Genomic DNA, 23,675 nt, shown 5'->3' on the forward strand with positions numbered 1-23,675 from the left:
CGAAAATCGCCCTCTACGGAAGGCCGCTTTCCCCAAGAACTGGTCAAGAGATCCACGCCACACCCCTGGGGCAGCCCCCGCCCCGGCACGTACCGTCAGGGGTATGAGCCCCACACCTCCCGCACGCCGTCGTCGCCTCGGGCTGCCGCGGCGGGTGTTCTCCCAGGTGCTGCTGATGCAGCTGGCGATCGCCGCGGGAGTCGCGGTCCTGGCGACCGGGCTGTTCCTCGCACCGCTGAGCAAACAGCTGGACCAGGAGGCGATGAACCGCGCTCTGGCCATCGCCCAGACCACCGCGCAGCAGCCGCAGATCATCAAGGACGTCCAGGACACCCCTCCGACCGTGGACGGACCCGTGCAGAAGGAGGCGGAGCGGATCCGGAAGGCCACCAAGGCCGAGTACGTGGTGGTGATGGACTGGCGGGGCATGCGGTGGTCGCACACGACTCCGAGCGAGATCGGCCGCTTCGTCTCGACCTCTCCCGGCCAGCCTCTGGCCGGTCAGGAGGTCAAGGAGATCGACAAGGGCACCCTGGGTCGCTCGGCCCGCGGCAAGGTGCCCCTGCGGGCCGCCGACGGCACGGTCGTCGGGGCCGTCTCGGTGGGTATCAAGTACGACAGCGTCCGCGCGCAGCTGATCAGCGCGATCCCGGGGCTGCTGGCGTACGCCGGGGGCGCTCTCGCCGTCGGCGCGCTGGCGGCCTGGCTGATCTCCCGGAGGGTCCAGCGACAGACCCGGGACCTGGCCTTCTCGGACATCTCGGCGCTGCTCTCGGAGCGCGAGGCGATGCTGCACGGCATCCGGGAGGGCGTCGTCGCCCTGGACCGCACCGGCCGCATACGCCTCCTGAACGACGAGGCTCGACGCCTCCTGGGCATCGGCGACGAGGCGGTCGGCCGCTCCCTGGACGAGGCGCTCGGTGGAGGACGTACGACCGACGTCCTGGCCGGCCGGGTGACCGGCACCGATCTGCTCGCCGTCCGCGGCCAGCGGGTCCTGGTCACCAACCGGATGCCCACCGACGACGGAGGCGCCGTGGCCACCCTGCGCGACCGCACCGAACTGGAGCAGCTCGGCCGGGAGTTGGACTCGACGCACGGTCTGATCGACGCCCTGCGCGCCCAGGACCACGAGCACGCCAACCGTATGCACACGCTCCTGGGACTGCTCGAACTGGAGATGTACGACGACGCCGTGGACTTCGTCGGGGAGGTGGTCGGCGATCACCGGGCCACCGCCGAACAGGTCACCGAGAAGATCCAGGACCCGCTGATCGCCGCCCTGTTGGTGGGCAAGGCGACCGTCGCGGCCGAGCGGGGTGTCGCCCTGTGGATCTCCGACCGGACCTGGCTGCCCGACCGGTTGATCGACCCGCGCGGACTGGTCACGGTCGTCGGCAACCTGGTGGACAACGCGCTCGACGCCGTCGCGGGCACACCGCACGCACGCGTGGAGGTCGAGTTGCGGACGGAGGGGCGTACGGCCGTGCTCCGGGTGCGCGACACGGGCCCCGGAATCCCGGAGGAACAACGGGAGTTGATCTTCACCGAGGGTTGGTCCACGAAGAAGCCCCCGGCCCACGGCAAGCGCGGGATCGGCCTCTCCCTGGTGCGTCGGCTCGCCGAACGGCAGGGCGGCAGCGCGGTGGTAACGGAGGCGTTCGGCGGGGGCGCGGAGTTCGCGGTCGTCCTACCGGAGGCACTGACCGAGGCGCTGACCGAGCCGGGCCTGGAACCCGCTCTCACCGCCCCCAGGGAGACCGCCGAGGAGGAGTCGCGATGATCGAGGTCCTGGTCGTGGACGACGACACCCGGGTCGCACAGGTCAACGCGGCCTACGTGGAGAAGATGCCGGGCTTCCATGTCGCGGCCGAGGCGCACAGCGCGGCTGAGGCACTCGACAGGCTGGAGGCGCTGCCGCATCTGGACCTCGTCCTGCTCGACCACTATCTGCCCGACGAGACGGGTCTCACGGTCGTCCAGGAGATGCGCCGACGCGGCCACCAGACGGACGTGATCATGGTGACGGCGGCACGGGACGTGACGACCGTCCAGGCGGCGATGCGGCAGGGCGCGCTGCAGTACCTGGTCAAGCCGTTCGCGTTCGCGGGCCTGCGGGCCAAGTTGGAGGCGTACGCGGACCTGCGCCGCACGCTCGACGGCGGCGGCGAGGCCGAACAGGCCGAGGTGGACCGCATCTTCGGCGCGCTGTCCGCGCCTTCGGAGCCCGGGTTGCCCAAAGGGCACTCCCCCACCACGGCGGAACTCGTCCGCCGGTCCCTGATGAACGCCGAAGGCCCCCTGTCCGCCCAGGAGATCGCCGACCGCACAGGAGTGAGCCGGCAGACCGCCCAGCGCTATCTGAAGCTCCTGGAGCGCACCGGACGGGCCAGGCTGACGCTCAAATACGGCGACGCGGGCCGCCCGGAACACCGTTACGTGTGGGCGACCCGCGTCTGAGGGCACGGCCGGTGGGGGCGGGGGAAGGGGCCGTACCCCTCCTTCTTTACGGATGCCGACCGCGCGGCCGTCAGCCTGTGGCGTTCTTCACGAACTCGGTCGTGTACGTCTTGTCGAGGTCCACATCGGCGTTCTTGATGGTGGGGTTGAACGCCTTCAGCACCTTCTCGACGGTCTCCGGGCCGTTCGCCGGCATCACCCCGTCCTTGGTGAACATCGGCAGCGTGCTCTTGATCGCGGTGGAGTAGAGGAACTTGTTGCCCTGGGAGTAGTCGGCGGGCATCTTGTCGGCGATCTCGGTCGCGCTGTGGGTGGACATCCACTTGAGCGTCTTGACGAATGCATTGACCATCTTCTGCACAGTGGACTTGTGGCTGTTCACCCAGTCCGTCTGCATGTACAGACTTGACGAGGGGTACGGCCCACCGAGCGCCGCCTGCGAGCCCTCGGGCGTCCGCATGTCGACGAGGATCTTGCCGGCCTTCTTGTCGAGGATCGTGGCGACGGTCGGGTCGGTGGTCATCCCGGCGTCTATGGAGCCCTGTTGGAGCGCGGCGACGAAGGTCGGCCCGGCGCCCACGGCGACCGGGGTGAACTCGCTGACGTTGACGCCGTTCTTGACGGCGAGGTACTTGGTGAGGAAGTCGGTGGAGGAGCCGAGGCCGGTCACGCCGAGCTTCTTGCCCTTGAAGTCCTTGGCCGACTTGACCTTCCCCGCCGCCTTGGTGGAGACGACCTCCACCTCACCGGGTGCCTGCGAGAACTGCACCACGGACTCGACCGACTTGCCCTTGACCTGGAGGTCGAGCGTGTGGTCGTAGAAGCCGACGGCTCCCTGCACCTGTCCGGAGACGAGCGCGGTCTCGGCCTGGACGCCGGCCGGTTCGCTCAGCAGCTCGACGTCGAGGCCCTCGGCGTCGAAGTAGCCGAGCCGCTGGGTGAGCATCGCGGGCAGGTAGATGACCTTGTCCAGGCCACCGACCATGATCTTGACCTTCACGCCCTTGCCGTCGCCCTTGCCGGTGGAGGCGGTGCTGGCCGCGTCGTTGGCGCAGGCGGTGAGCGAGGAGAGGGCGAGCAGGCCCGAGGCGGCCAGGGCGGCGTATCTGGCGGTCTTGCGCATGGCGATTCACGTCCTTGTGAGGGTGCGGTGCGGGGAGGAAGAGGTGCGTCTTCAACAGGGCTGCGGCGAGGGGCCGTTCAGCTGTCGGAGCCCGACGGCTTCCAGCGGAAGATGCGGTTCTCGGCGAAGGTGAGCAGCCCTTCGGCGACCAGGGCGACGACCGCGAGGATCACCATCGCGGCGTACACGCCGGCCGCGTTGAAGGTGCCCTGGGACTGCGCGACGAGCAGGCCGATGCCCTTGGTGGCACCGATGTACTCACCGACGATCGCGCCGATGAGGGCGAAGCCGAAGCTGACGTGGAGGCTGGTGAAGATCCAGGAGGTGGCGGACGGGATGACCACCTGGAGGGTCACTCTGCGGTCGCTGGCGCCGAGGATGCGGGCGTTGGCGACGAGGTTGCGGTCGACCTCGCGGGCGCCCTGGAAGGCGTTGAAGAACACCGGGAAGAAGACGAGCACCACGGCCGACGCGACCTTGGAGGCCGGTCCGAGTCCGAACCAGATCACGAAGATCGGGGCGAGGACGATCCTGGGTATGGAGTTGAGCACCTTGATGTATGGACCAAGTATGTCGGCCATCAAGGTGATCCGGCCCAGCGCAATACCGAACACGACACCGGCGATCACACCGATGACCCAGCCGATCAACGCCTCCTGGAGCGTGGCCCAGATCTGCTCCCCCAGGGATCCGAGCGCGGTCCCGTGCATCACCCAGGTGTAGATCTGGTCCCAGATCTTCGAAGGCATGGAGAAGTTGAACGGATCGATGACCTTGGCCCGGGAGAGCCATTCCCACAGGCCGAGGAAGGCGACCAGGAGCAGCACACGGGCCGCTCCGACGCCGACTCTGCGTTTACGGGCGGCACGCGCGCGTGAATGGGCGCGGTCCGTCCTGGTGCCGGGCTCGGTCGTGGACGGTACGACCTTGTCCTCGGGCATGACGTCAGGCGACATTGGCCGCACCCCTCTCGCGCGTGATGCGGACCTCTTCGCCGAGCGACTCCCAGATCTCGCGGTAGATCTCGATGAACCGCGGCTCCAGGCGCACGGATTCGACCTTGCGGGGCCGCGGCAGGTCGATGTCGAAGACCTGCTTCACGGTGGCGGGCCCGGCGGTCATCACGACGACTCTGTCGGCCAGCGCGATGGACTCCTCCAGGTCGTGGGTGACGAAGACGACCGAGGTACCGGTGCCCTCCCACAGCTCCAGGAGTTCGTCCGACATCAGGGCCCTGGTCTGCACGTCGAGCGCCGAGAACGGCTCGTCCATCAGCAGGATCTCGGGGTCGTTGACGAAGGTCGCGGCGAGCGCGACGCGCTTGCGCATACCGCCGGAGAGCTGGTGCGGATAGCGGTCCTCGAAGGCGGAGAGCCCTACCCGGGCCAGCCACTCACGTGCCTTCGCCCTGGCCTCCGCCTTCGGTGCGCCGCGGAAGCGGGGGCCCGCCATGACGTTGGACAGGACCGTGCGCCAGGGGAAGGTGGCGTCCTGCTGGAAGACGAAGCCGACCTTGTCGCCGACGCCGGAGACCGGCTCCCCGGCCACCAGCACATCGCCCTCGGAGGGCTCTTCCAGCCCGCTGACGAGGGTCAGCGTGGTCGACTTGCCGCAGCCCGTGGGGCCGACGACCGCCACGAACTCGCCACGTCCGACGGTGAGATCAAGCCCCCGTACGGCCGTGTGCAGACCCCCCGACGGGGTCCTGAAGGTCTTGCTCGCGCCCCGCAGCTCGATGGCGGGGCTGGTGTCTGCGCTCATGGCCGGGACCGTAGATGTGGCGCGGACCACAGCAGCAGTCTTCTGGGCGCAAGCCGTTCTTTTGCTCGCAAGAGCCTGTTGTGCTCGTTTTGCTCGCGCTACAACTGCGGAGCCGAAACACGGGCTTAACGCTCGCCTGGCCTTGAGGAAAGAGGCCCAATGATTGACGTCATGGTCGTGGACGACGACTTCCGCGTCGCCGAGATCAACGCCAAGTACGTGGGAAAGGTTCCCGGCTTCCGGGTCGCCGCCCGCGCGCACAGCGCCGCCCAGGCGCTGGCCACCGTGGAGCGCGGGACCATCGACCTGGTGCTGCTCGACCACTATCTGCCCGACCAGACGGGTCTCGAACTCGTCCACCGCATGCGCCAACAGGGCCACACAACCGACGTCATCATGATCACGGCGGCCAGTGATGTGACGACCGTGCAGCGGGCGATGCGCCTGGGCGCCCTGCACTACCTGGTCAAGCCGTTCACCTTCGCCGCGCTGCGCACACGCCTCGACTCGTACGCCGCCCTGCGCCGCACCGTCGACCGCGTCGGCGGCCGCGGCATCGCCGGCCAGGAGCAGGTCGACCGCATCTTCGGCGCGCTGCGCACGACGACCGCGCCGGCCTCCCCCGGTCTGCCCAGCGGCCACTCGGAACCGACGACCGACCTGATCTGCGGCGTCCTGCACAGCGCCGGCCACCCGCTCTCGGCCCACGAGGTCGCCGCCGAGACCGGCCTGAGCCGCTCCACGGCCCAGCGCTACCTCCGCCACCTGGAACAGGCCGGCCGCCTCCGCCTGTCCCTCAAGTACGGCGACACGGGCCGCCCGGAACACCGCTACGCCTGGGTGGCGCCGTAGCCACGCGACAGCCGCACTGCCGCGCGTGGCTACGGCACACGGGCCCCGCTACACGGCCCCCGCCCCCGTCAGCGCCCGTACCTCGGTCTCCGCGTGCTTGGCCTCGTCCGGGACCTCCGTGGAGGTGACCGTGCCGAGCCAGCCGGCCAGGAAGCCGAGCGGGATCGAGACGAGGCCGGGGTTCTGCAGCGGGAAGAACTGGAAGTCGACGCCCGGGAACAGCGATTGGGGGCTGCCCGACACGACCGGCGACAGCAGCACGAGCACCAGTGCGGGGATCAGTCCGCCGTATACGGCCCACACGGCGCCGCGGGTCGTGAAGCCGCGCCAGAACAGCGAGTACAGCAGCACCGGGAGGTTCGCGGAGGCGGCGACGGCGAAGGCGAGGCCCACCAGGAAGGCGACGTTGAGGTTCCTGGCGATGAGGCCGAGTCCGATCGCCGCGACACCGATGCCGACCGCGGCGACCCGCGCCACGGCTACCTCACTGCGCGGCTTGGCGTTCGGGCGCCGCAGCGACGCGTACAGGTCGTGCGCCACGGATGCCGAGGAGGCCAAGGTGATCCCGGCCACCACCGCGAGGATGGTGGCGAAGGCCACGGCCGCGACGATCGCGAACAGGACGGTGCCTCCGGTGGAATCGGCGCCTCCGCCGAGGTCGAGGGCGAGCAGCGGGACCGCCGTGTTCCCGGCCTCGTTCGACTTCCGAAGGGTGTCCGGTCCCACGACCGCCGCCGCGGCGAAGCCGAGGATGATCGTCATCAGGTAGAAGGCACCGATGAGCCCGATCGACCACACCACCGAACGGCGCGCGGCCCGCGCGGTCGGCACGGTGTAGAAGCGGGACAGGATGTGCGGCAGCCCGGCCGTGCCCAGGACGAGCGCGAGGCCCAGGCTGATGAAGTCGAACCGCGCGGTCCAGTCCCCGCCGTACTTGAGCCCCGGCGCCAGGAAGGCGGCGCCGTGACCGCTGCGCGCGGCGGCCGTGAGCAGCAGGTGGTTCAGGTTCCCGTGGAAGCGCACCAGGGTCAGCACCGTCAGCGCGATGGTGCCGCTCATCATCAGGACCGCCTTGACGATCTGGATCCAGGTGGTGGCCCGCATCCCTCCCATCGACACATAGATCACCATGAGCGCACCGACGCCGATGACGGTCCAGGCCCGCGCGGCCGGACTCGTCCCGCCCAGCAGCAGCGAGACCAGGCTGCCCGCGCCCACCATCTGCGCCACCAGATACAGAACGGACACGGTGACCGAGGAAGTTCCCGCCGCGATCCGTACCGGCCGCTCGCTCATCCGGGCGGCGACCACGTCGGCGAGCGTGAACCGCCCGCAGTTGCGCACCAGTTCGGCGACGAGGAACAGCACCATGAGCCAGGCGACGAAGAAGCCCACCACGTACAGCAGGCCGTCGTAGCCGAACAGCGCGATGAGCCCGGTGACCCCGAGGAACGAGGCTGCGGACAGATAATCACCCGAGATGGCAAAACCATTCTCCATCGGGGAGAAGAGACGTCCGCCCGCGTAGAACTCCTCCTCCGAACCATGCCGGTTGCGGCTCACCCAGGTGGTGATCCCGAGGGTGACCGCGATGAACGCGCTGAACAGCAGCAGCGCCAGCGTCTGATGGTTCCCGGTCACGACGTACCGCCTCGAATGCCTCGTGTCAGTTCCTGTGTGTCCCAGCGCAGTTCGAGCGCGGCCCGGTCCCTGCGCAGCCGCGCGTGCCGGGCGTAGGCCCAGGTGAGCAGGAAGGTGGTGAGGAACTGCCCCAGTCCCGCGATCATCCCCACGTTCACCGCGCCGACCACCGGCCGGGCCATGAATCCGGGCGCCGTCGTCGCCGTCACCACATAGGCCACGTACCAGGCGAAGAAGACGACGGTGGCCGGCACCACGAACCGCAGATACCGGCCGCGCACCTCCTGGAAGGCCGCGCTGCGCTGCACCTCCCGGTACACATCACCCGCGCGGACGGCGTGGTCCGCGTCCTCCCGGCGCGCGGCGGGCACTTCGGGCGTGGGCCCGCCCGTGCCGTCCGTCTCGCCCCAGCCGGACGCGAGCGCGTCGTACCAAGGGTCGTGGTACCTCACCTTTCCGGTTGCCTCGGCAGGGGTCAGGTCATGACCTTCGTGGTTCTCGGCCGGACTCTCGTGACCACTCCCGCCACCGCGGGAACGACCGTTGCTTGACTGCATGCCCAAGGATGGACAGAACGGGAAGATCCCCGACTCTTCTTCTCCGCTGTCTTCACCCCATCAGGTGACTCAACCCGCTGGTGGCCGCACCAGTCCTTTGCCGTAGGCGTAACGAACCGCCTGCGCACGGTCCTTGAGCCCCGTCTTGGCGAACAGATTGTTGATGTGGGTCTTCACGGTCGCCGTGGAGACGTGCAGCGTGCGGGCGATCTCCTGATTGGTCAGGCCCTCGGCGATCAGCAGCAGCACCTCGGTCTCCCGCGCGGTGAGCCCGTCCGGCGGCTCGGCGGGCTCCGACGACGGCTGCGGCTCGGGCTCCGACAGGCGTTCCAGCAACCGCCGTTGGATGCTCGGCGACAGCCCCGCGTCCCCCGACAGCACGCTCTCCACGGCCCGTACGATCTCGTCGCCGCCCGCGTCCTTGGTGAGGTAGCCACGCGCCCCCGCGCGCAACGCCGGGAACAGCGACGCGTCGTCCGCGAACGTCGTGAGCACCACGACCTGCGTCCCGGGATGCTCCGCACGGATCCGCCGGGTCGCCTCGACACCGTCGCAGCGCGGCATGCGCAGGTCCATCAGCACGACGTCCGGGGCGAGTTCGGCGACGAGCCGCACCGCCTCGTCCCCGTCGGCGGCGGCGCCGACGACCTCGATCCCGGGCAGCAGCCCCAGCAGCATCACGATGCCTTCCCGTACGACGGTCTGGTCGTCCGCGACCACGACCCGCGCGGGTTTCCTCACGGCCTCATCCGTCATGCAGGCACCTTCAGCGTCACCACGAATCCCTCCTCGTCCGGCCCGGCCCGCAGCGAACCGCCCAGCAGCTCGGCGCGTTCCCGCATGCCCAGCAGACCGTATCCACCTCCCGCCCCGGTGAGTTCGCCCGGGGATCCGCCCGAGTCCCGTACGTCCAGCGTCACTTCGTGCTCGCCGTAGTCCAGCGTGAGCAGCACCTTGGCGCCCGGGGCATGCTTGCGGACGTTCGTCAGGGCCTCCTGGGCGACCCGGCGCACGGCCTGCGAGGCCTCGGCGGGCAGCTGTCTCCGGTCACCCGTAACGGTGACCTCTGCACCGCCCGTCGTACCGACGATCTCGGACAGGAAGTCCTCCAGCGGGCTCATCTCGCCCCGCAGCGCGGACACGGCCTGCCGGGTCTCCACCAGGCCGTCGCGGGCCATCCCCCGTGCTGCCACGACCCGTTCCAGGATCGTCTCCCGGTCGGCGCCCCGCTCGATCAGCAGCCTGGCCGCCTCCAGGTGCACGAGCTGGGCCGAGAGGCTGTGGGCCAGCACGTCGTGGATCTCCCGGGCGATACGGGCGCGTTCCGCCAGCGCGGCGGACTCCGCCTCGGCAGTACGTGCCATGCGTTCCTGGGTGAGCAGCCGCTGGGCGTTGCCCCGTGCCTCGGCGTCGAGGCGGAGCGTGTATCCCGCGAGGGCCAGCCCCGCGGTCGTGACCGCGGTGGTCAGCCAGACGTCGTTGTTGACCGCGGCGAAGACCGCGAGGGACACCGAGGTCACGGGCACGGCGACCGCGATGGGCAGCCGCTCCAGCGAACCGACCGCACAACCGCACCAGATGACGAGGGCCGGGACCGTGAACCCGACGGCCTGTCCCCCGATCGCGACCCCTAGGAGCGCGGCGATGAGTGCCACCGACGGCCAGAGCCTGTGGGCGAGGGTGGTGCGCCAGAAGGCCCAGGCGAGGACCGCAGCCACCAGGATCCCCGCCGCGCCGCCGGCCAGGGCCCAGCCGTGCACGTGGCCGCCGGTGAAGGCGCCCCCCAACAACACGCCGATCACCAGCAGCCGGACGGCCCAGGCGAGCAACCGCCGGGGCCGTGAGACTCCCTCTCGGCCCAGCGCCTCCCGCGAGGGCCAGCGCGTCCAGGCGTTCTCCGTCACACGCGCTCCTTCCGGGCAGGCCGCGCCATGCCGAAACCGTACGCCGGGGCCGAACCGGCCGACCCGGTGAAGGACTGGGCCCGCCAGGCCAGGACCCCGGAGCGGACCAGTAGCGTCGCCGCGAGACCGAGCATGAGGGCCGAGCTGTTCTGGTGCACGCCCACGACCGCGCCCAGGGCCATGAGACCGACGCGCAGGGCTATGCCGACGATCCAGACGCCCCCGCTCGCCTTGGTGCTCTTGCTCCACACGGAACCGTCCGTCTCGACCCACAGGCGCGTGGTCCAGGCCCAGCCGGCTCCGGTGGCCAGCCCGACGACCAATTCGACGGCGAGCAGGAGGGCCGACCCGGTGTGGTGGTGGGCGTCGAGTATGCCGGGGTCGCGCAGCGCCACGACAGCGAGGATCACGGGGAGGAGCCACCAGCGCCGGTCGGTGTCGATCCGACGGGCGCGGAACTGCCGCACGATCACCACCGCGACGACGGCCACGATCACCAACGCGTTGACCAGCCCGGACATCAGAGCCTCCGTGAACGGAAGAGGACGTCGGCGGCGAGCGCTGCCGACGCCTTCGACGCTACGGAAATTCGCAGGTCGGCAGATCGGCGCCAGGGTGGATCGTGGGTGGATCTCCGAAACGCGTCAGCCTCCACCCACGGGTGGAGCCGACCGGTGGCGCCGTTCCGAGGCCAGGCGGGGCGACAGGGGTCCGTGCCGGGAACGGAGCGATCACGCCGAGGCCGGGTGCAAGCCTCCGAGCCGCGGCCCGGGCCCGGGTGGGACACGAGTCCGGGCCCAGGTCGAACCCGGGCCCGGTCCTGTGGTCAGGCGTCGATCCTCGACCGGTCCAGCGTCGCGGCCGAACTGGAGATGAACTCCTTGCGCGGGGCCACGTCGTTGCCCATGAGCAGATCGAAGACCTGCTCGGCCGCGTCCAGGTCGGAGAGGTTGATCCGGCGCAGGGTGCGGTGGCGGGGGTCCATCGTCGTCTCGGCCAGTTGGTCGGCGTCCATCTCACCGAGACCCTTGTAGCGCTGGATGGAGTCCTTGAACCGGACGCCCTTGCTCTGGAACTCCAGCATCTTCTCGCGCAGCTCACGGTCCGAGTACGTGTAGACGTACTTGTCCTGGCCCTTCTTGGGCTGGACGAGTTCGATGCGGTGCAGCGGCGGCACCGCGGCGAACACCCGGCCGGCCTCGACCATGGGCCGCATGTAGCGCTGGAACAGAGTCAGGAGCAGACACCGGATGTGGGAACCGTCCACATCGGCGTCGGTCATCATGATGATCTTGCCGTAGCGGGCCGCGTCGATGTCGAAGGTACGGCCCGACCCCGCTCCTATGACCTGGATGATCGCCCCGCACTCGACGTTCTTCAGCATGTCGGTGACGGACGACTTCTGGACGTTGAGGATCTTGCCGCGGATCGGCAGCAGCGCCTGGAACTCGGAGTTCCGGGCGAGCTTGGCCGTACCGAGCGCGGAGTCTCCCTCGACGATGAACAACTCGCTGCGCTCGACGTCGTCGCTGCGGCAGTCGGCGAGCTTGGCGGGCAGCGAGGAGGACTCCAGGGCCGTCTTGCGGCGCTGCGCGTCCTTGTGCTGCCGGGCCGCGATACGCGTGCGTGCGGCGGCGACGGCCTTCTCCATGACCACGCGGGCCTGGGCCGCCGCGTCACGCTTCGTCGAGGTCAGGAAGTCCTTGAGCTCCTTGGCGACCACGTTGGCGACGATCCGGCGGGCCGCCGACGTACCGAGCACCTCCTTGGTCTGGCCCTCGAACTGCGGTTCGGCGAGCCGGACGGTGACGACCGCGGTGAGGCCCTCCAGGGCGTCGTCCTTGACGACGTCGTCCTCGGCGACGCGCAGCAGCTTCTTGGCGCGCGCCACCTCGTTCATCGTCTTGACGACGGCCTGCTCGAAGCCGGCCACGTGGGTGCCGCCCTTGGGGGTGGCGATGATGTTCACGTACGACCTGAACGTCGTGTCGTAACCGGTCCCCCAGCGCATCGCGATGTCGACGCCGAGTTCCCGGGTGACCTCGGTGGGCGTCATCTGGCCGTGGTCGTCCAGGACGGGCACCGTCTCCTTGAAGCTGCCCTGGCCCGACAGGCGCAGTACGTCGCAGACCGGCTTGTCGCTCGCCAGGTACTCGCAGAACTCGCTGATGCCGCCGTCAAAGCGGAAGGACTCCTCCCCCTTGCTGCCGCCCTCACCGAGGCCGTACTCGTCGCGGACGACGATGGTCAGCCCGGGCACCAGGAACGCGGTCTGCCGGGCCCGCTGGTGCAGGCCCTCCAGGGAGAGCTTCGCGTCCTTGAGGAAGATCTGGCGGTCGGCCCAGTAGCGCACGCGCGTGCCGGTGCGGGTCTTGGGAATCCGCTTGGTCTTGCGCAGGCCACCGGGCTCGAACGTGGCGTCCGGACCGGCGTTCACGAAGGAGCCCGGCACACCGCGCCGGAAGCTGATGGCGTGGGTGTTGCCGCTGCGGTCCACCTCGACGTCCAGCCGCGCGGACAGAGCGTTCACCACGGAGGCACCCACGCCGTGCAGACCGCCGGAGGCGGCGTACGAGCCGCCGCCGAACTTGCCGCCGGCGTGCAGCTTGGTCATGACGACCTCGACACCGGAGAGGCCGGTCTTGGGCTCGACGTCGACCGGGATGCCCCGGCCGTTGTCCCGGACCTCCACCGAGGCGTCGTCGTGCAGGATCACCTCGATGTGGTCGCAGTAGCCCCCGAGGGCTTCGTCCACGGAGTTGTCGATGATCTCCCACAGACAGTGCATCAGGCCACGACTGTCGGTCGACCCGATGTACATGCCCGGGCGCTTGCGTACGGCCTCTAGCCCCTCAAGGACGAGCAGGTGCCGCGCGGTGTAGTTGGAACCGTCCCGGTCTGCTCCTGCCAGCAGCGCTGTCGACGGCACGGACGTTTCGGCGGTCACGCGGTTCGCTCCTCGCTGAATTTCAGATGAGGCCCTTTTGGGTAAGGGCCCGGCTTCGGTTGCCGCTCAGAGGGTACCGAGGCCTGGTAGAGCCGTTGTAACGCCACCCTCGTCTCCTCCTCACACTAGTCCAGGGTCGTATGCCTGTTCGATCCCTCGATGGAGTGAAGTACATATCACGTTCCCTTCGGGGCATGAACCATTTAGGCTCCGGGCACGTCCTCATGAACAACCGGCAATCCAGCCGGGTGGACCCGACCCTGACCCCACAGCGCGAACCCGTACAGACACATAGACACGCAATACGGCACATTCGCCGCCAACCGGCAGCAGACAGCCGCCCCGGAAGAATTTTTCGAGAAAAGGCCACGAGCGGGAACGTTTTCGGCCTGGTTGGATGTTGACCCTGGTACGACAGCTCGTCGAGCTAGAGAAGAGGCGACGTGACTACTGTTCTGACCCCCGCGAGCCCACTGACGGCCGCCGATCGCTGCGACCGCTGCGGCGCCCAGGCATACCTGCGCGTCGTCCTGCTGAGCGGCGGAGAACTGCTCTTCTGCGCCCACCACGGCCGCAAGTTCGAGCCGGAACTCAAGAAGATCGCCGCTGAGATACAGGACGAGTCGGAGCGGCTGACCTCCGCTCCAGCAGCAAGCGTTCCTGAAGAAGACCGCTGACACATCGCGTCCACGACGAGCCAGCACCGGCCCAGGCCGGCGACGGGCGGCCCCGCTCCTGAACCACAGGAGCGGGGCCGCCCGTCTTCGTACCCGCAGATGCCTCTCAGATGCCGTCAGGCACCCTTGTGCGGCCCTGGCGAGCCGCGGTGGCGGCCCAGCGTCCGCAGGACGTCAGACACCCTGGTGTAGACGCCTGGGCTCCCGGCCCGCCCGCAGCCGCTGCCCCACGACACGAGCCCGATCAGCCGACCCTGGGCGACCAGCGGCCCCCCGCTGTCCCCCTGACAGGCGTCACGGCCTCCCTGAGCCTCTCCGGCGCAGAGCATGGACTCGGGGAGGTAGGTGCCGTCGGCACCGGCCGGATAGGCCTCCTGGCATTGCGCGTCGGACAGCACGTGCAGGCGCGCCGCGTGCAGGCTTCCCGCGTAGTCGCCGCTGCCGGTGAGATCGCCCCAGCCGTAGACCGTGGCGGCCGTGCCCGCCCGGTAGGCGGTGTCGCCCGCGGCCGCCATCGCGATGACCGAGCTCTGGGGCATCGGATCGGCGAGAGTGAGCACGGCGAAGTCGCCGGCGTTGCTGGCGGGGTCGTATTCCGGATTGACCCACACATCGCGTACGGAGATCTCCTGGCCCCGGCCCGACAGCAGGTCCGTACGGCCCGCGATGGCCTTGAGGTCGGCCGCCCGGTGCGGCGGCGCCCCCAGGACGTCGTCGCCCATGCAGTGGGCCGCGGTCAGCACGGTGGTCCGGCCCACGGCCACGCCGCCGCAGAACTGCCCCGCCCGGGTACCCCCGAACCGGTCACGGCTGGACAGCGCCACCGTCCAGGGGCTCACGGAGACATCGACCGGGAACCCGCCGACGACGATGCTGTCGGCGGCCACGGGGGCCGCCGAGACCAGCGGTATGGCGGACGCGGCGGCCGCCAGGACCAGCGGCCGGGTCAGCGCCCGGGCAAGGGGACGACGCATGCACGTTCCTCACTCTGGGATGGTCATGGGAGACCCAGAGTGATCCAGCACGCGGCGCGCCGCACCCGCGGCCAGCACGAAGGCCCGGTCCCCTGAGGGGAAACCGGGCCTTCCGTGTCGTACGACCACGACCTAGTCGAGGTAGTCGCGCAGCACCTGCGAACGCGACGGGTGGCGCAGCTTCGACATGGTCTTGGACTCGATCTGGCGGATGCGCTCACGGGTGACCCCGTACACCTTGCCGATCTCGTCGAGGGTCTTCGGCTGACCGTCGGTGAGACCGAAGCGCATCGAGACCACACCGGCCTCGCGCTCGGACAGGGTGTCCAGGACGGAGTGCAGCTGCTCCTGGAGGAGGGTGAAGCTGACCGCGTCGGCCGGGACGACGGCTTCGGAGTCCTCGATGAGGTCACCGAACTCGCTGTCGCCGTCCTCACCCAGGGGGGTGTGCAGGGAGATGGGCTCGCGGCCGTACTTCTGGACCTCGATGACCTTCTCCGGGGTCATGTCGAGTTCCTTGGCCAGCTCCTCCGGGGTGGGCTCGCGGCCCAGGTCCTGGAGCATCTGGCGCTGCACGCGCGCGAGCTTGTTGATGACCTCGACCATGTGCACCGGGATACGGATGGTGCGGGCCTGGTCGGCCATCGCGCGCGTGATGGCCTGACGGATCCACCAGGTGGCGTACGTGGAGAACTTGTAGCCCTTGGTGTAGTCGAACTTCTCGACCGCGCGGATCAGACCGAGGTTGCCCTCCTGAATGAGGTCCAGGAAGAGCATGCCGCGGCCGGTGTAGCGCTTGGCCAGGGAGACCACCAGACGGAGGTTGGCCTCCAGGAGGTGGTTCTTGGCGCGGCGGCCGTCCTCGGCGATGATCTCCAGCTCGCGCTTGAGCTTGGGGGCGAGCTTGTCGGCGTTGGCCAGCTTGTCCTCGGCGAACAGACCGGCCTCGATGCGCTTGGCGAGCTCGACCTCCTGCTCGGCGTTGAGGAGGGGGACCTTGCCGATCTGCTTGAGGTAGTCCTTGACGGGGTCGGCGGTGGCACCGGCGGCGGCGACCTGCTGCGCGGGCGCGTCGTCCTCGTCCTCGTCGGAGAGCACGAACCCGGCGCTCTCGGCACCCTCGGGCTCGTCCCCGGTCTTGCCGGGGGTCTCCTCGGTCGCCTCTTCGTCGACTGCCTCGGCGTCGTCCTTCTTGGCACTGGTCTTCTTGGCCGCCGCCGTCGTCTTCTTGGCGGCGACCTTCTTGGCGACCGCCTTCTTGGCGGGCGCGGTCTTCTTGGCAGCGACCTTCTGCGCGGCGTCGTCCTCGACGGGAGCGTCGGCGACGGGGGCCGCCGGAGTGGCGGTGGCGGTGGCCTTCTTGGCGGTCACCGTCTTCGCGGCGACCGTCTTGGTGGCGGTGCGTTTGGCCGGACTCTTCGCTGCGACGCTCTTTCGGGTGCGCTTGGGCTCCGCGGCACTGACCATCAGCGTCACACCCTCTTCCTCGAGGATCTGGTTGAGGCTGCGCAGTACGTTCTTCCACTGAGTGGCCGGAATCTGGTCAGCTTCGAAGGCCCGACGCACGTCATCGCCGGCGATCTGCCCCTCAGCCTTTCCCCGCTCGATGAGCGCCATGACAGAGACGGACTCGGCGATCTCCGGCGGGAGCGTACGGGATGTGCTGGCCGACACGAACAACCTCTCGGAACGATGGAAAACGGCTTCCGGCCCCGTCCGGTACGGACAGGAGCCGACGACCGCCGACTTGGGGATGGGCCGACGGCGCGGGCTGGGGCCGGGAAGAAACACAGCGCCTTGAACGGCGTCCGTATTCCCTTCCGCGGCTGTCACCTCTTAGGTCATCGCACAGTGCCCGCGAGCGTTACGCCCAATCTGCGTGGCCCGAGTCACACCCCGTAAGCGTTCAAAAACGGTCAGACACGGGCAGAGGAGGGCACCTGCGGCCGTGACAGGCGCTCCTCGGGGAGATCCGACATCCCGTCGCACCGCCGGACCCCGCCGGATTCCCTGGAGGATCCTGCGGGGTCCGGCGGAAGACGGGCGCCCCGGCCGGGCGCCGCCACGAGAACGCGGCACACCTCGACCGCACGGACCATCCCGTGCGCGTCAGTGTTCGCGCGGGGCGGGCACCACGCGCTCCACCTCGGGGTGCACGATGAGCAGCTGCCGCATGGCCGCCTCGGCCGCCGCACCGTCGCCGGCGGCGAGGGCGTCGACGATCCGGGCGTGGTGCCCCAGGGAGGCGTCGGTCGGGCGGTCACAGCCCGTGACCGGGCCACCGGAGACCTGGAGGGCCGAGGAGACGATCCCGGAAAGGTGCTCCAGCATCCGGTTGCCCGCGACCTGGATGAGCAGCGAGTGGAACTCGGCGTCCGCGCGGGAGAAGGTCAGCGCGTCACCCTGCCCCATGGCGTGGCTCATGATCTCGACCATGTCGGAGAGGCGCTGCTGGACATCCTCGCGCCCGTGGCCGGCGGCGAGGCGCGCGGCGAGCGGCTCGATCGTCCAGCGCAGCTCGCTCAGCTCACGGCGCTGGTTGTCGCGCTGCGGGCCGAAGGCACGCCATTCGATGATGTCCGGGTCGAGGAGGTTCCAGTCGCTGACGGGACGCACGCGCGTGCCGACGTTCGGGCGGGCACTGACCAGGCCCTTGGCCTCCAGGACGCGGAGCGATTCACGGACGACGGTGCGGGAGACCTCGAAACGCTGGCCGATCTCCTCGGGCACCAGCGGACGGTCGGCGCCCAGGTCCCCGGAGACGATCATCTGACCCAGCTGCTGGACGAGTTGGCCGTGCAGCCCGCGTCCGCGGTTGCCCGCGGCACGCCGGCCCACGCGGCCCAGCTCGGGGTCGGAACCGTCCCAGGAAGGGGCTCCGAGGCGCTCGGTGACGGGCGCCTCGGCAAAGGGGTAGCGGTCGAGTTCGCCCGGGCCGGCGAGACCGGAGTCTGCGGAGCGGGCGGCGGTCATCATGGTGTGCGCAAGGGTACTCACGGATCATTTGTCGGCGCTGTCTCCAACTCCCTTGAGGTCTTTGGTGAAAAGCACACGAAAGGGTGATCGCTCACCCCGTCGCAATTGACGCCTTATCGGAAAGAAATGGGCTTTCTGCGGGGAGTTGTGCGCAGAGCGGCACCCCGAAGGGTGCGGACGGTCGTCATCGGACCCTGCTACGCAGGGTCGTGAGCAGATACGCGCAGAGCAGGGCGGTCAGCGACAACGCCAGTGCCCCGCCCACGGGTTGGGCGATCACCCGCGCCGCAGCGGACAGGTAACGCTCGCCCCCGAAGGGCCACTGCAGCAGCAACACCTTCCGCATCCGCATCGGGAAGCCTTCCGCGGTCCGCACGGCAGGCCCTGCCAACGCCTTGTGCACGAGGGGTACGACGAGAATCGGTACGGCGACCACCGCGGCGAGCCCGGCCGTGGTGGACCGGAAGATGCCGGCCGCCAGGACGCCGGCCCAGGCGCAGCCGACGACCAGGCCGATCCAACTCGCGCCCGTCGAAAGCCAGTCGGCGGGAACTTGCGCGAGCTCCCGTCCGTAGACGAGATAGAGCACTTCGGCGTCGCAGCCCACCGTGAGGAAGGCCAGCAGCAGCGCGGTGGCCGCGGAGACGAGGAGCTTCGCGACGAGCAGCCCCATCCGTCGGGGCACGGTGCCGCGGTCCGCCGCCAGGGCGGGGTGACGGAACTCGTCACCGAACGCGAACGCCCCGAGCAGTCCCGCACCGAGCGCCGCGGGAGGCAGGGGCAACTCCCGCGGCCACGCGGCCAGGAGACGGGGCTGTGGGGTGTGCCCGATGCGAGCCAACAGCAGCGCGGTGAGGGCGGACACGACGAGCACGGCGGCCCCGGTCAGGAACCCGGTGCCGACACCGGCGGCCCGCCGCAACTCGTAGCGGAGCGGGCGCAGCGGGCTGGGGGCGGAGCGGACGGAGATGGGGGGCGGGAGCGGGGACAGGGCGTCGGCGGTGAGGACTTGGGAGGCGCGTGGGGCACGCGCGCGGGGGCGGGTGCCGGCCGACTCCTCGGGGTCGATGAGGGGAACCAGCCGGGAGTTTGTGGCGGAGTTGCTTGCAGTGGCCGCTGCGCGGGCCTCGTACGACGGGTGGGGTTCGGCGACGGGTTCCGGTTCTTCGGCGACGGGCGGAACATCTGTGAGTCGTGTCGGCGGCTCGGCACGTGGCACATCGGTGCTGGCCGATGGCATCTCGGCTGTCGACGGGGCGTCCGACACTCGCGGCTCATCGATGGATTCCGGCTCACCGTAGGAAGGCGTTCCTGCGCCCGGTCCCATGTCCCCGATCTCGTCCGCGAGTTGGTGGACGAGGATGTCGTGCCGGAACGCCGTCTCGCCGACGTCGGCGCATGTACTGCCGTACACGGAAAGGCGGTTGCCGTCCTCCCGTACGACTTCTACGGAGCGGTGTGCGGTGCGGGCCTCCTTGGCGAGGAGGGCGGCGAGGCGGTTGGCGTGCGGGCTGCGGACGGCGACGCGGGGGCGCAGCCGGGTGCGGGCGAAGTCTCCGGCCCCCTGGTCGGCGACGAGTCGGCCCTGCTCCAGGGTGACGACCCGATCGGCGCTGCGGGCGGCCTCCTTGGGGTCGGCGGTGGTGAACAGGACCGTGCCACCCTGGGCCGCGTGGGCGCGCAGCAGGCCGTACAGCCAACGGCTTTCGCGGGCGGAGAGAGCGTCCGCGGGTTCGTCCAGCACGAGTGTGTGCGGGTCGGACAGCAGGGCGCAGGCGAGGCCGAGGCGGCGGTCCATGCCGCGGGCGAGGCTGCCGAGGCGTTCGTCGCGCAGGCTGACGATGCCGACCACTTCGAGGACTTCGTCGGCGCGCCGGGCCGGAACGCCCGCCGCGGCGCACAGCATCCGGAGGTGGCCGCGGACCGATCGGGCCGGGTGTCCCGGCACATCGCCCAGGAGCACGCCGACCTCGCGCGACGGGTGGGCGATGCGGTGCAGGGGGCGGCCCCTGAAGTAGGTGATTCCACGTCCCTGTTGGAGTTCGAGCATGAGCCTGAGCGCGGCCGTCTTGCCCGCGCCCGGTGCTCCGAGGAGTGCGGTGACACGGCCCGCACGTGCCTCGAAGGAGACGTCGTCGACGGCGGGCGGATGCTCCTTGCGGGCGTTGCTGGTCAGTCCGAAGGCCTGGATCACCCACAGCAAGATAGCGCGCTATATCCGTTTTTCCGGGCACCGAACGGCCCGCTCCGCAACGGTTGATCGCCTCGGGCGATACGCTACGGCGTCACACCTCGGGGCGCAGCATGGGCGGGTTGAGCAGCGTGGCCCCGCCGGCCCGGAACAACTGTGCGGGGCGGCCGCCCTGACGGGTCGTCGTACCGCCCGTCGGGACGAGGAACCCGGGCGTGCCGGTCACCTTGCGGTGGAAGTTGCGCGGGTCGAGCGCCACGCCCCACACCGCCTCGTAGACGCGGCGCAGCTCACCGACGGTGAACTCGGTGGGGCAGAACGCCGTGGCCAGGGACGAGTACTCGATCTTCGAGCGGGCGCGCTCCACGCCGTCGGACAGGATCTGCGTGTGGTCGAAGGCGAGTGGCGCCACCGGATCACCGTCGCGTCCGAACCCGCCCTGCTTCAGCAGCTCGTCGACGGGCGCCCAGCGTGCGTTGCTGGCGTCGCCACCGGCGCGGGGTGCGGGCAGGTCGGGAGCGAGCGCGAGGTGGGCGACGCTGACGACGCGCATCCGCGGGTCGCGCTTGGGGTCGCCGTAGGTGGCGAGCTGCTCCAGATGCGCCCCGTTGTCCTGGGCGGGGGCGCCCGGGTCGTGGGCGCGCAGTCCCGTCTCCTCGGCCAGTTCGCGTGCGGCGGCCTGCGACAGATCCTCGTCGGCCCGCACGAAGCCGCCGGGCAGCGCCCAGCGCCCCTGGAACGGCGGCTCGCCCCTGCGTACCGCCAGCCCGCACAGAGCATGGCGGCGCACGGTCAGCACGACCAGGTCCACGGTGACGGCGAAGGGCGGATACGCTGACGGGTCGTAGGACATGCGGCGATCATAGTCGTCTGCCTGACGATAAACACTCCCTTCGTCGGTACCGCCATGACTGATCCACTTCGGTGCGATGTGCGGCTCGCCCACCGCCTCCGGTCGTCTCCCGATACGGCCCCCTCCGAGGTCACGCTCCCAATTGCAGGCCATCGGCCGCCTCTTCGACCATGGCGACACCGAGTCGGCCGACCCGTACGGAGAAGGGGGCGCCCGCGATCCGCAGCCCGGCGAGGCCGATCTCGCCCAGGGGCGCGCTGCGCACCGGGCGGAGGGTGACCGTGCGGGCGGGGGCGTCGGGGCGGATACCCGCGAGGGTGGTCAGCAGCAGCACCCCGGCGGCCGCCGCCGTGGCCGCCGGGCGACAGGCCGCCGGGTGCGGAAGGGGAGCGCTCCCGTCCGTGCGCTGCTCCCCCGCGTACATCTCGGGGAGCCGGTGTCCGAACGTCTCGGCCGCGGCGAGGACGCCCCGCAGCAGGGAGGTCGCCTCCTTCTCGTACGCGGCGGCGGCCAGGCCCGCGACGGCGATCGCCGTCTCCGCCACCCGCACGGCTCCGCCCCGGTGACTGAACGAGCTGTATCCCGGTTCCTTCACGCCCAGACTGCGCAGTCCCCAGCCCGAATCCATGGCCGGGGCGCCGAGCAACCGGGCGAGTTGTTCGGCCCGCACCTTGTCCAGGAGGCCTGGCGCGTACTCGCCACCGCCCAAGAGGCCGGTGTCCAGGAGGTGGGCCGCCGTCGCGCCGAGGTGCGGTACGAGGCGTCCGTCCGGGGATCTGGCCGCTGCCGGACGGCCGCCGCCCAGATCCCCGATCCAGAAGTCCTCGCGGAAAGCGGTGCGTAACTCCTGCGCCCACTGCCGCAGTTCCACGCCACCGGGTCTGTCGAACGCGTCGAGCAGATCGGCACCGAGCAGCGCCGCCCGGTGGGCGTGGGCCTGTGTCTCGCAGCGGACGGGGCCACCCGGGTGCGGATCGCGCAGATATGTGCCGTCGCCCACGGTGGTCCGCAGCCAGGCCAGGCAGCGCTCGGCGGCCGGGACCAACTCCCGTGTCTCCTGCTCGGGGAGCCCCCAGCGGCGGGCCTCCGCGAGCAGCACCGGGAAGAGCAGGGTCGCCTCCGTCCCCGTGCAACTCGGCGGCAGGCGGGAACCGGCGTCACGACGTGGTCCGGGAATCATGCCCAACTGCGTTCCTGCACGCTTGAGTTGGGTGCGGGCGAGGATCCGCAGGGTGCCCGCGGCGAGCCGCGTACCGAGAGGCAGCGTCATCCGCGCCGCCGTGAGCGACTCCGCCGGCGCCAGACCGCAGCGCCAGGGTGCCCCGGCCGCGAGGTGGGTGTCGGAGGGGTGCGCGGAGTCGCGGAGCAGCAGCGCCTGGAGGTCCTCGATGCTGGTCCGTATGAGCACTTGGACTCGGGGGTCGTCGCCGGTCGCCCGTGCGGAGGCCAGGGGACTCGTCGCGCCGTGGCCCACCGCCCGGATCGGTCCCGCGCCGTCCGGCCGTACCCGGAGTTCCACGCTCATCGTGCCGCCCGGTGGCAGTTCGAACTCCCAGCGCAGGAGCCCCGCGGAAGCCAGCGCGTCGGCGGGCGGCGGGTCGGCCGTGACCGCCGAGTTGCCGGTGGGGCCGGACCATCGCAGGCCCGAGTCGTGGACGCTCGCGGGCAGTTCGGGTCCTGCACCGCCTGCGGCGATCGCGCCCAGGTCAGCCATGTCGGTGCCGAGCGCGACCTCGACCGGCAGGCGCAGCGGGCGCCAGGAGACGCTGCGCAGGGTGATGCGCTCGGTGCCGTCGGCGTGCCGGGTGCGCTCGACGACGAGGTCCGGGTCCGGGCCGCAGTCCGGGGACACCCGCATGGTCCCCACGAAACGGGCGCGGTCGGCAGCCGTCATCCTGGCCTGCACCGCCAGCGGTTCCCGCCCGGCCACTCGCACCTGACAGCGGGAGAGCACACGTCGCCCCGCGCGGTAGAACCCCTCCAACCCCCGGCCGTTCAGCTGCCCTTGCTCGGTGGAGACGGCGAGGCCCGGGAGGGCTACGCAGATCAGGGTGGTGTGGGTGGGGGGTAGTTCGAGGGAACGGCGGGGCGTCGGGCGGGACGGGGGTGGCTGGGATGGCGGTGGAGTTTGAGGCGGGGAGGGCCGGCGTGAAGAGCTGGGAGACGGCTGACGTGGGGATGCGGGCGGGGGTGGGCGGCGGATCTGGCCGGGCGCCCACCCTTCTGCGGGCGGATGGGACGGTTGCGGCGGGTGCTCCGGGTCGACGGTGCCCGTTTCGGACGCGCCCGTGTGCGGGAGCGGGGAGCCGGTGCCCGTGTACGGCGGCGATGAGTTGGTACCCCGGCTCGGGCGCGGCTCGGGGACACCGGAGTCAGTCTGGTCGTCGGCGGCGGAGGGCGGAGTCGGCTGGTGCATGGGCGGCTTCTTCTGCGCTCTGTGCGCCTCGGACGTGTTCGGCGCCGGATGGACGGTTCCGGGAGGACAAGGGCTGTCCGGCGACACGACCCGTTCAGGCGTTCCGCCACTCAGGTGAACGGAGCCGGGCTCCTCGTGGTCACGCCCGCGGCCTGGGAAGCCGACCGAATGGCGGCGCGGTGGAGGGGGCGGAGAGGGCTGAGAGGGCGGACAGCCGACGCTGGTCCCCCGGTCCCGGTGACCGTCGAACCGGCGCACGGCCCGTCGGTCGCACGTGCCCGTTTCTCGCGCCTCGTGCCCCTCGGCAAGTCCGGCGTCAGCCCGCGCGCTGGGGACACTGACC

The 23,675-nt window shown here is 70.4% G+C and carries 19 protein-coding genes; 4 read left to right on the plus strand and 15 right to left on the minus strand.

Translation table 11 applies throughout. From position 1 onward, the window contains the following. Positions 1–103 precede the first annotated feature (103 nt). Together OG194_RS11710 and OG194_RS11715 are read left to right on the plus strand one after the other, a co-directional pair. Entirely contained in the window at positions 104–1,783 is a 1,680-nt protein-coding gene (locus OG194_RS11710) for a sensor histidine kinase (RefSeq protein WP_327400808.1), read from the plus strand. Beyond that, positions 1,780–2,460, plus strand: a complete 681-nt coding sequence (locus OG194_RS11715; protein WP_327400809.1) for a response regulator — start codon at positions 1,780–1,782, stop codon at positions 2,458–2,460. Before OG194_RS11710 ends, OG194_RS11715 begins: the two co-directional genes overlap by 4 nt. A 70-nt stretch (positions 2,461–2,530) precedes the next feature. Here the strand turns inward: OG194_RS11715 and OG194_RS11720 are convergent, their stop codons facing one another. The 3 genes from OG194_RS11720 to OG194_RS11730 form a co-directional block, all read right to left on the minus strand. Further along, positions 2,531–3,583 carry an ABC transporter substrate-binding protein gene (locus tag OG194_RS11720; RefSeq protein ID WP_327400811.1) on the minus strand — a complete coding sequence of 351 codons (1,053 nt, stop codon included), beginning with the start codon at positions 3,581–3,583 and terminating at the stop codon, positions 2,531–2,533. A 77-nt stretch (positions 3,584–3,660) separates the two neighbouring features. Then, positions 3,661–4,539, minus strand: a complete 879-nt coding sequence (locus tag OG194_RS11725) for an ABC transporter permease (protein ID WP_327400812.1) — start codon at positions 4,537–4,539, stop codon at positions 3,661–3,663. Beyond that, a complete protein-coding gene (locus OG194_RS11730) occupies positions 4,529–5,344 on the minus strand; it encodes an ABC transporter ATP-binding protein (protein ID WP_327400813.1) in 816 nt (271 codons plus the stop codon). Before OG194_RS11730 ends, OG194_RS11725 begins: the two co-directional genes overlap by 11 nt. A 159-nt stretch (positions 5,345–5,503) precedes the next feature. Here OG194_RS11730 and OG194_RS11735 point away from each other — a divergent pair, with 159 nt between their 5' ends. Continuing rightward, a complete protein-coding gene (locus OG194_RS11735; RefSeq protein ID WP_327400814.1) occupies positions 5,504–6,196 on the plus strand; it encodes a response regulator in 693 nt (230 codons plus the stop codon). A 48-nt stretch (positions 6,197–6,244) separates the two neighbouring features. On the opposite strand, the gene OG194_RS11740 is transcribed toward OG194_RS11735, so the two are convergent. From OG194_RS11740 to OG194_RS11765, 6 genes are all read right to left on the minus strand, one after another. Beyond that, complete coding sequence (locus tag OG194_RS11740; RefSeq protein ID WP_327400815.1) at positions 6,245–7,837, minus strand: solute symporter family protein; 1,593 nt, start codon at positions 7,835–7,837, stop codon at positions 6,245–6,247. Next, positions 7,834–8,394: a DUF485 domain-containing protein gene (locus tag OG194_RS11745; protein WP_327400816.1), complete on the minus strand. Its 561-nt coding sequence runs from the start codon at positions 8,392–8,394 to the stop codon at positions 7,834–7,836. Before OG194_RS11745 ends, OG194_RS11740 begins: the two co-directional genes overlap by 4 nt. A gap of 69 nt (positions 8,395–8,463) precedes the next feature. Next, positions 8,464–9,150 (minus strand): response regulator transcription factor, encoded by a 687-nt coding sequence (locus OG194_RS11750; RefSeq protein WP_327400817.1) that lies wholly within the window; start codon positions 9,148–9,150, stop codon positions 8,464–8,466. Further along, a complete protein-coding gene (locus OG194_RS11755) occupies positions 9,147–10,298 on the minus strand; it encodes a sensor histidine kinase (protein ID WP_327400818.1) in 1,152 nt (383 codons plus the stop codon). The genes OG194_RS11750 and OG194_RS11755 overlap by 4 nt, the downstream gene beginning before the upstream one ends. Continuing rightward, the gene (locus OG194_RS11760; protein ID WP_327400819.1) at positions 10,295–10,819 is read right to left on the minus strand and encodes a DUF1453 domain-containing protein; all 525 of its coding nucleotides are present in this window, start codon (positions 10,817–10,819) and stop codon (positions 10,295–10,297) included. Before OG194_RS11760 ends, OG194_RS11755 begins: the two co-directional genes overlap by 4 nt. A gap of 305 nt (positions 10,820–11,124) precedes the next feature. Next, positions 11,125–13,245, minus strand: coding sequence for a DNA gyrase/topoisomerase IV subunit B (locus OG194_RS11765; RefSeq protein WP_327400820.1), 2,121 nt, complete (start codon positions 13,243–13,245; stop codon positions 11,125–11,127). Positions 13,246–13,688: 443 nt separating this feature from the next. Between OG194_RS11765 and OG194_RS11770 the strand changes: the two genes are divergently transcribed. Next, the gene (locus OG194_RS11770) at positions 13,689–13,922 is read left to right on the plus strand and encodes a DUF7455 domain-containing protein (protein ID WP_019061015.1); all 234 of its coding nucleotides are present in this window, start codon (positions 13,689–13,691) and stop codon (positions 13,920–13,922) included. A 116-nt stretch (positions 13,923–14,038) separates the two neighbouring features. On the opposite strand, the gene OG194_RS11775 is transcribed toward OG194_RS11770, so the two are convergent. The 6 genes from OG194_RS11775 to OG194_RS11800 all read right to left on the minus strand — a co-directional run bounded on the left by OG194_RS11775 (position 14,039) and on the right by OG194_RS11800 (position 22,963). Further along, a complete protein-coding gene (locus tag OG194_RS11775; RefSeq protein ID WP_327400821.1) occupies positions 14,039–14,896 on the minus strand; it encodes a S1 family peptidase in 858 nt (285 codons plus the stop codon). Between the two features lie 132 nt (positions 14,897–15,028). Next, positions 15,029–16,570 (minus strand): RNA polymerase sigma factor, encoded by a 1,542-nt coding sequence (locus tag OG194_RS11780; protein WP_327400822.1) that lies wholly within the window; start codon positions 16,568–16,570, stop codon positions 15,029–15,031. Positions 16,571–17,005: 435 nt separating this feature from the next. Beyond that, on the minus strand, positions 17,006–17,893 hold the full coding sequence (locus OG194_RS11785; RefSeq protein ID WP_327400823.1) for a FadR/GntR family transcriptional regulator: 888 nt from the start codon (positions 17,891–17,893) through the stop codon (positions 17,006–17,008). Between the two features lie 163 nt (positions 17,894–18,056). Continuing rightward, positions 18,057–20,066: an ABC transporter ATP-binding protein gene (locus OG194_RS11790; protein WP_327400824.1), complete on the minus strand. Its 2,010-nt coding sequence runs from the start codon at positions 20,064–20,066 to the stop codon at positions 18,057–18,059. Between the two features lie 91 nt (positions 20,067–20,157). Then, a complete protein-coding gene (locus OG194_RS11795) occupies positions 20,158–20,916 on the minus strand; it encodes an NUDIX hydrolase (protein WP_327400825.1) in 759 nt (252 codons plus the stop codon). A gap of 130 nt (positions 20,917–21,046) precedes the next feature. Further along, positions 21,047–22,963 carry a glycogen debranching N-terminal domain-containing protein gene (locus OG194_RS11800; protein WP_442811790.1) on the minus strand — a complete coding sequence of 639 codons (1,917 nt, stop codon included), beginning with the start codon at positions 22,961–22,963 and terminating at the stop codon, positions 21,047–21,049. Between the last annotated feature and the right edge of the window lie 712 nt (positions 22,964–23,675).

The sequence above is a fragment of the Streptomyces sp. NBC_01288 genome, from assembly GCF_035982055.1.
Taxonomy (GTDB): domain Bacteria; phylum Actinomycetota; class Actinomycetes; order Streptomycetales; family Streptomycetaceae; genus Streptomyces.

Excerpts from the sequence above, each read along its gene's own strand:
- OG194_RS11710 (WP_327400808.1), top strand. The coding sequence starts at position 104 with ATGAGCCCCACACCTCCCGCACGCCGTCGTCGCCTCGGGCTGCCGCGG.
- OG194_RS11715 (WP_327400809.1), top strand. The coding sequence starts at position 1,780 with ATGATCGAGGTCCTGGTCGTGGACGACGACACCCGGGTCGCACAGGTC.
- OG194_RS11720 (WP_327400811.1), bottom strand. The coding sequence starts at position 3,583 with ATGCGCAAGACCGCCAGATACGCCGCCCTGGCCGCCTCGGGCCTGCTC.
- OG194_RS11725 (WP_327400812.1), bottom strand. The coding sequence starts at position 4,539 with ATGTCGCCTGACGTCATGCCCGAGGACAAGGTCGTACCGTCCACGACC.
- OG194_RS11730 (WP_327400813.1), bottom strand. The coding sequence starts at position 5,344 with ATGAGCGCAGACACCAGCCCCGCCATCGAGCTGCGGGGCGCGAGCAAG.
- OG194_RS11735 (WP_327400814.1), top strand. The coding sequence starts at position 5,504 with ATGATTGACGTCATGGTCGTGGACGACGACTTCCGCGTCGCCGAGATC.
- OG194_RS11745 (WP_327400816.1), bottom strand. The coding sequence starts at position 8,394 with ATGCAGTCAAGCAACGGTCGTTCCCGCGGTGGCGGGAGTGGTCACGAG.
- OG194_RS11750 (WP_327400817.1), bottom strand. The coding sequence starts at position 9,150 with ATGACGGATGAGGCCGTGAGGAAACCCGCGCGGGTCGTGGTCGCGGAC.
- OG194_RS11760 (WP_327400819.1), bottom strand. The coding sequence starts at position 10,819 with ATGTCCGGGCTGGTCAACGCGTTGGTGATCGTGGCCGTCGTCGCGGTG.
- OG194_RS11775 (WP_327400821.1), bottom strand. The coding sequence starts at position 14,896 with ATGCGTCGTCCCCTTGCCCGGGCGCTGACCCGGCCGCTGGTCCTGGCG.
- OG194_RS11795 (WP_327400825.1), bottom strand. The coding sequence starts at position 20,916 with ATGTCCTACGACCCGTCAGCGTATCCGCCCTTCGCCGTCACCGTGGAC.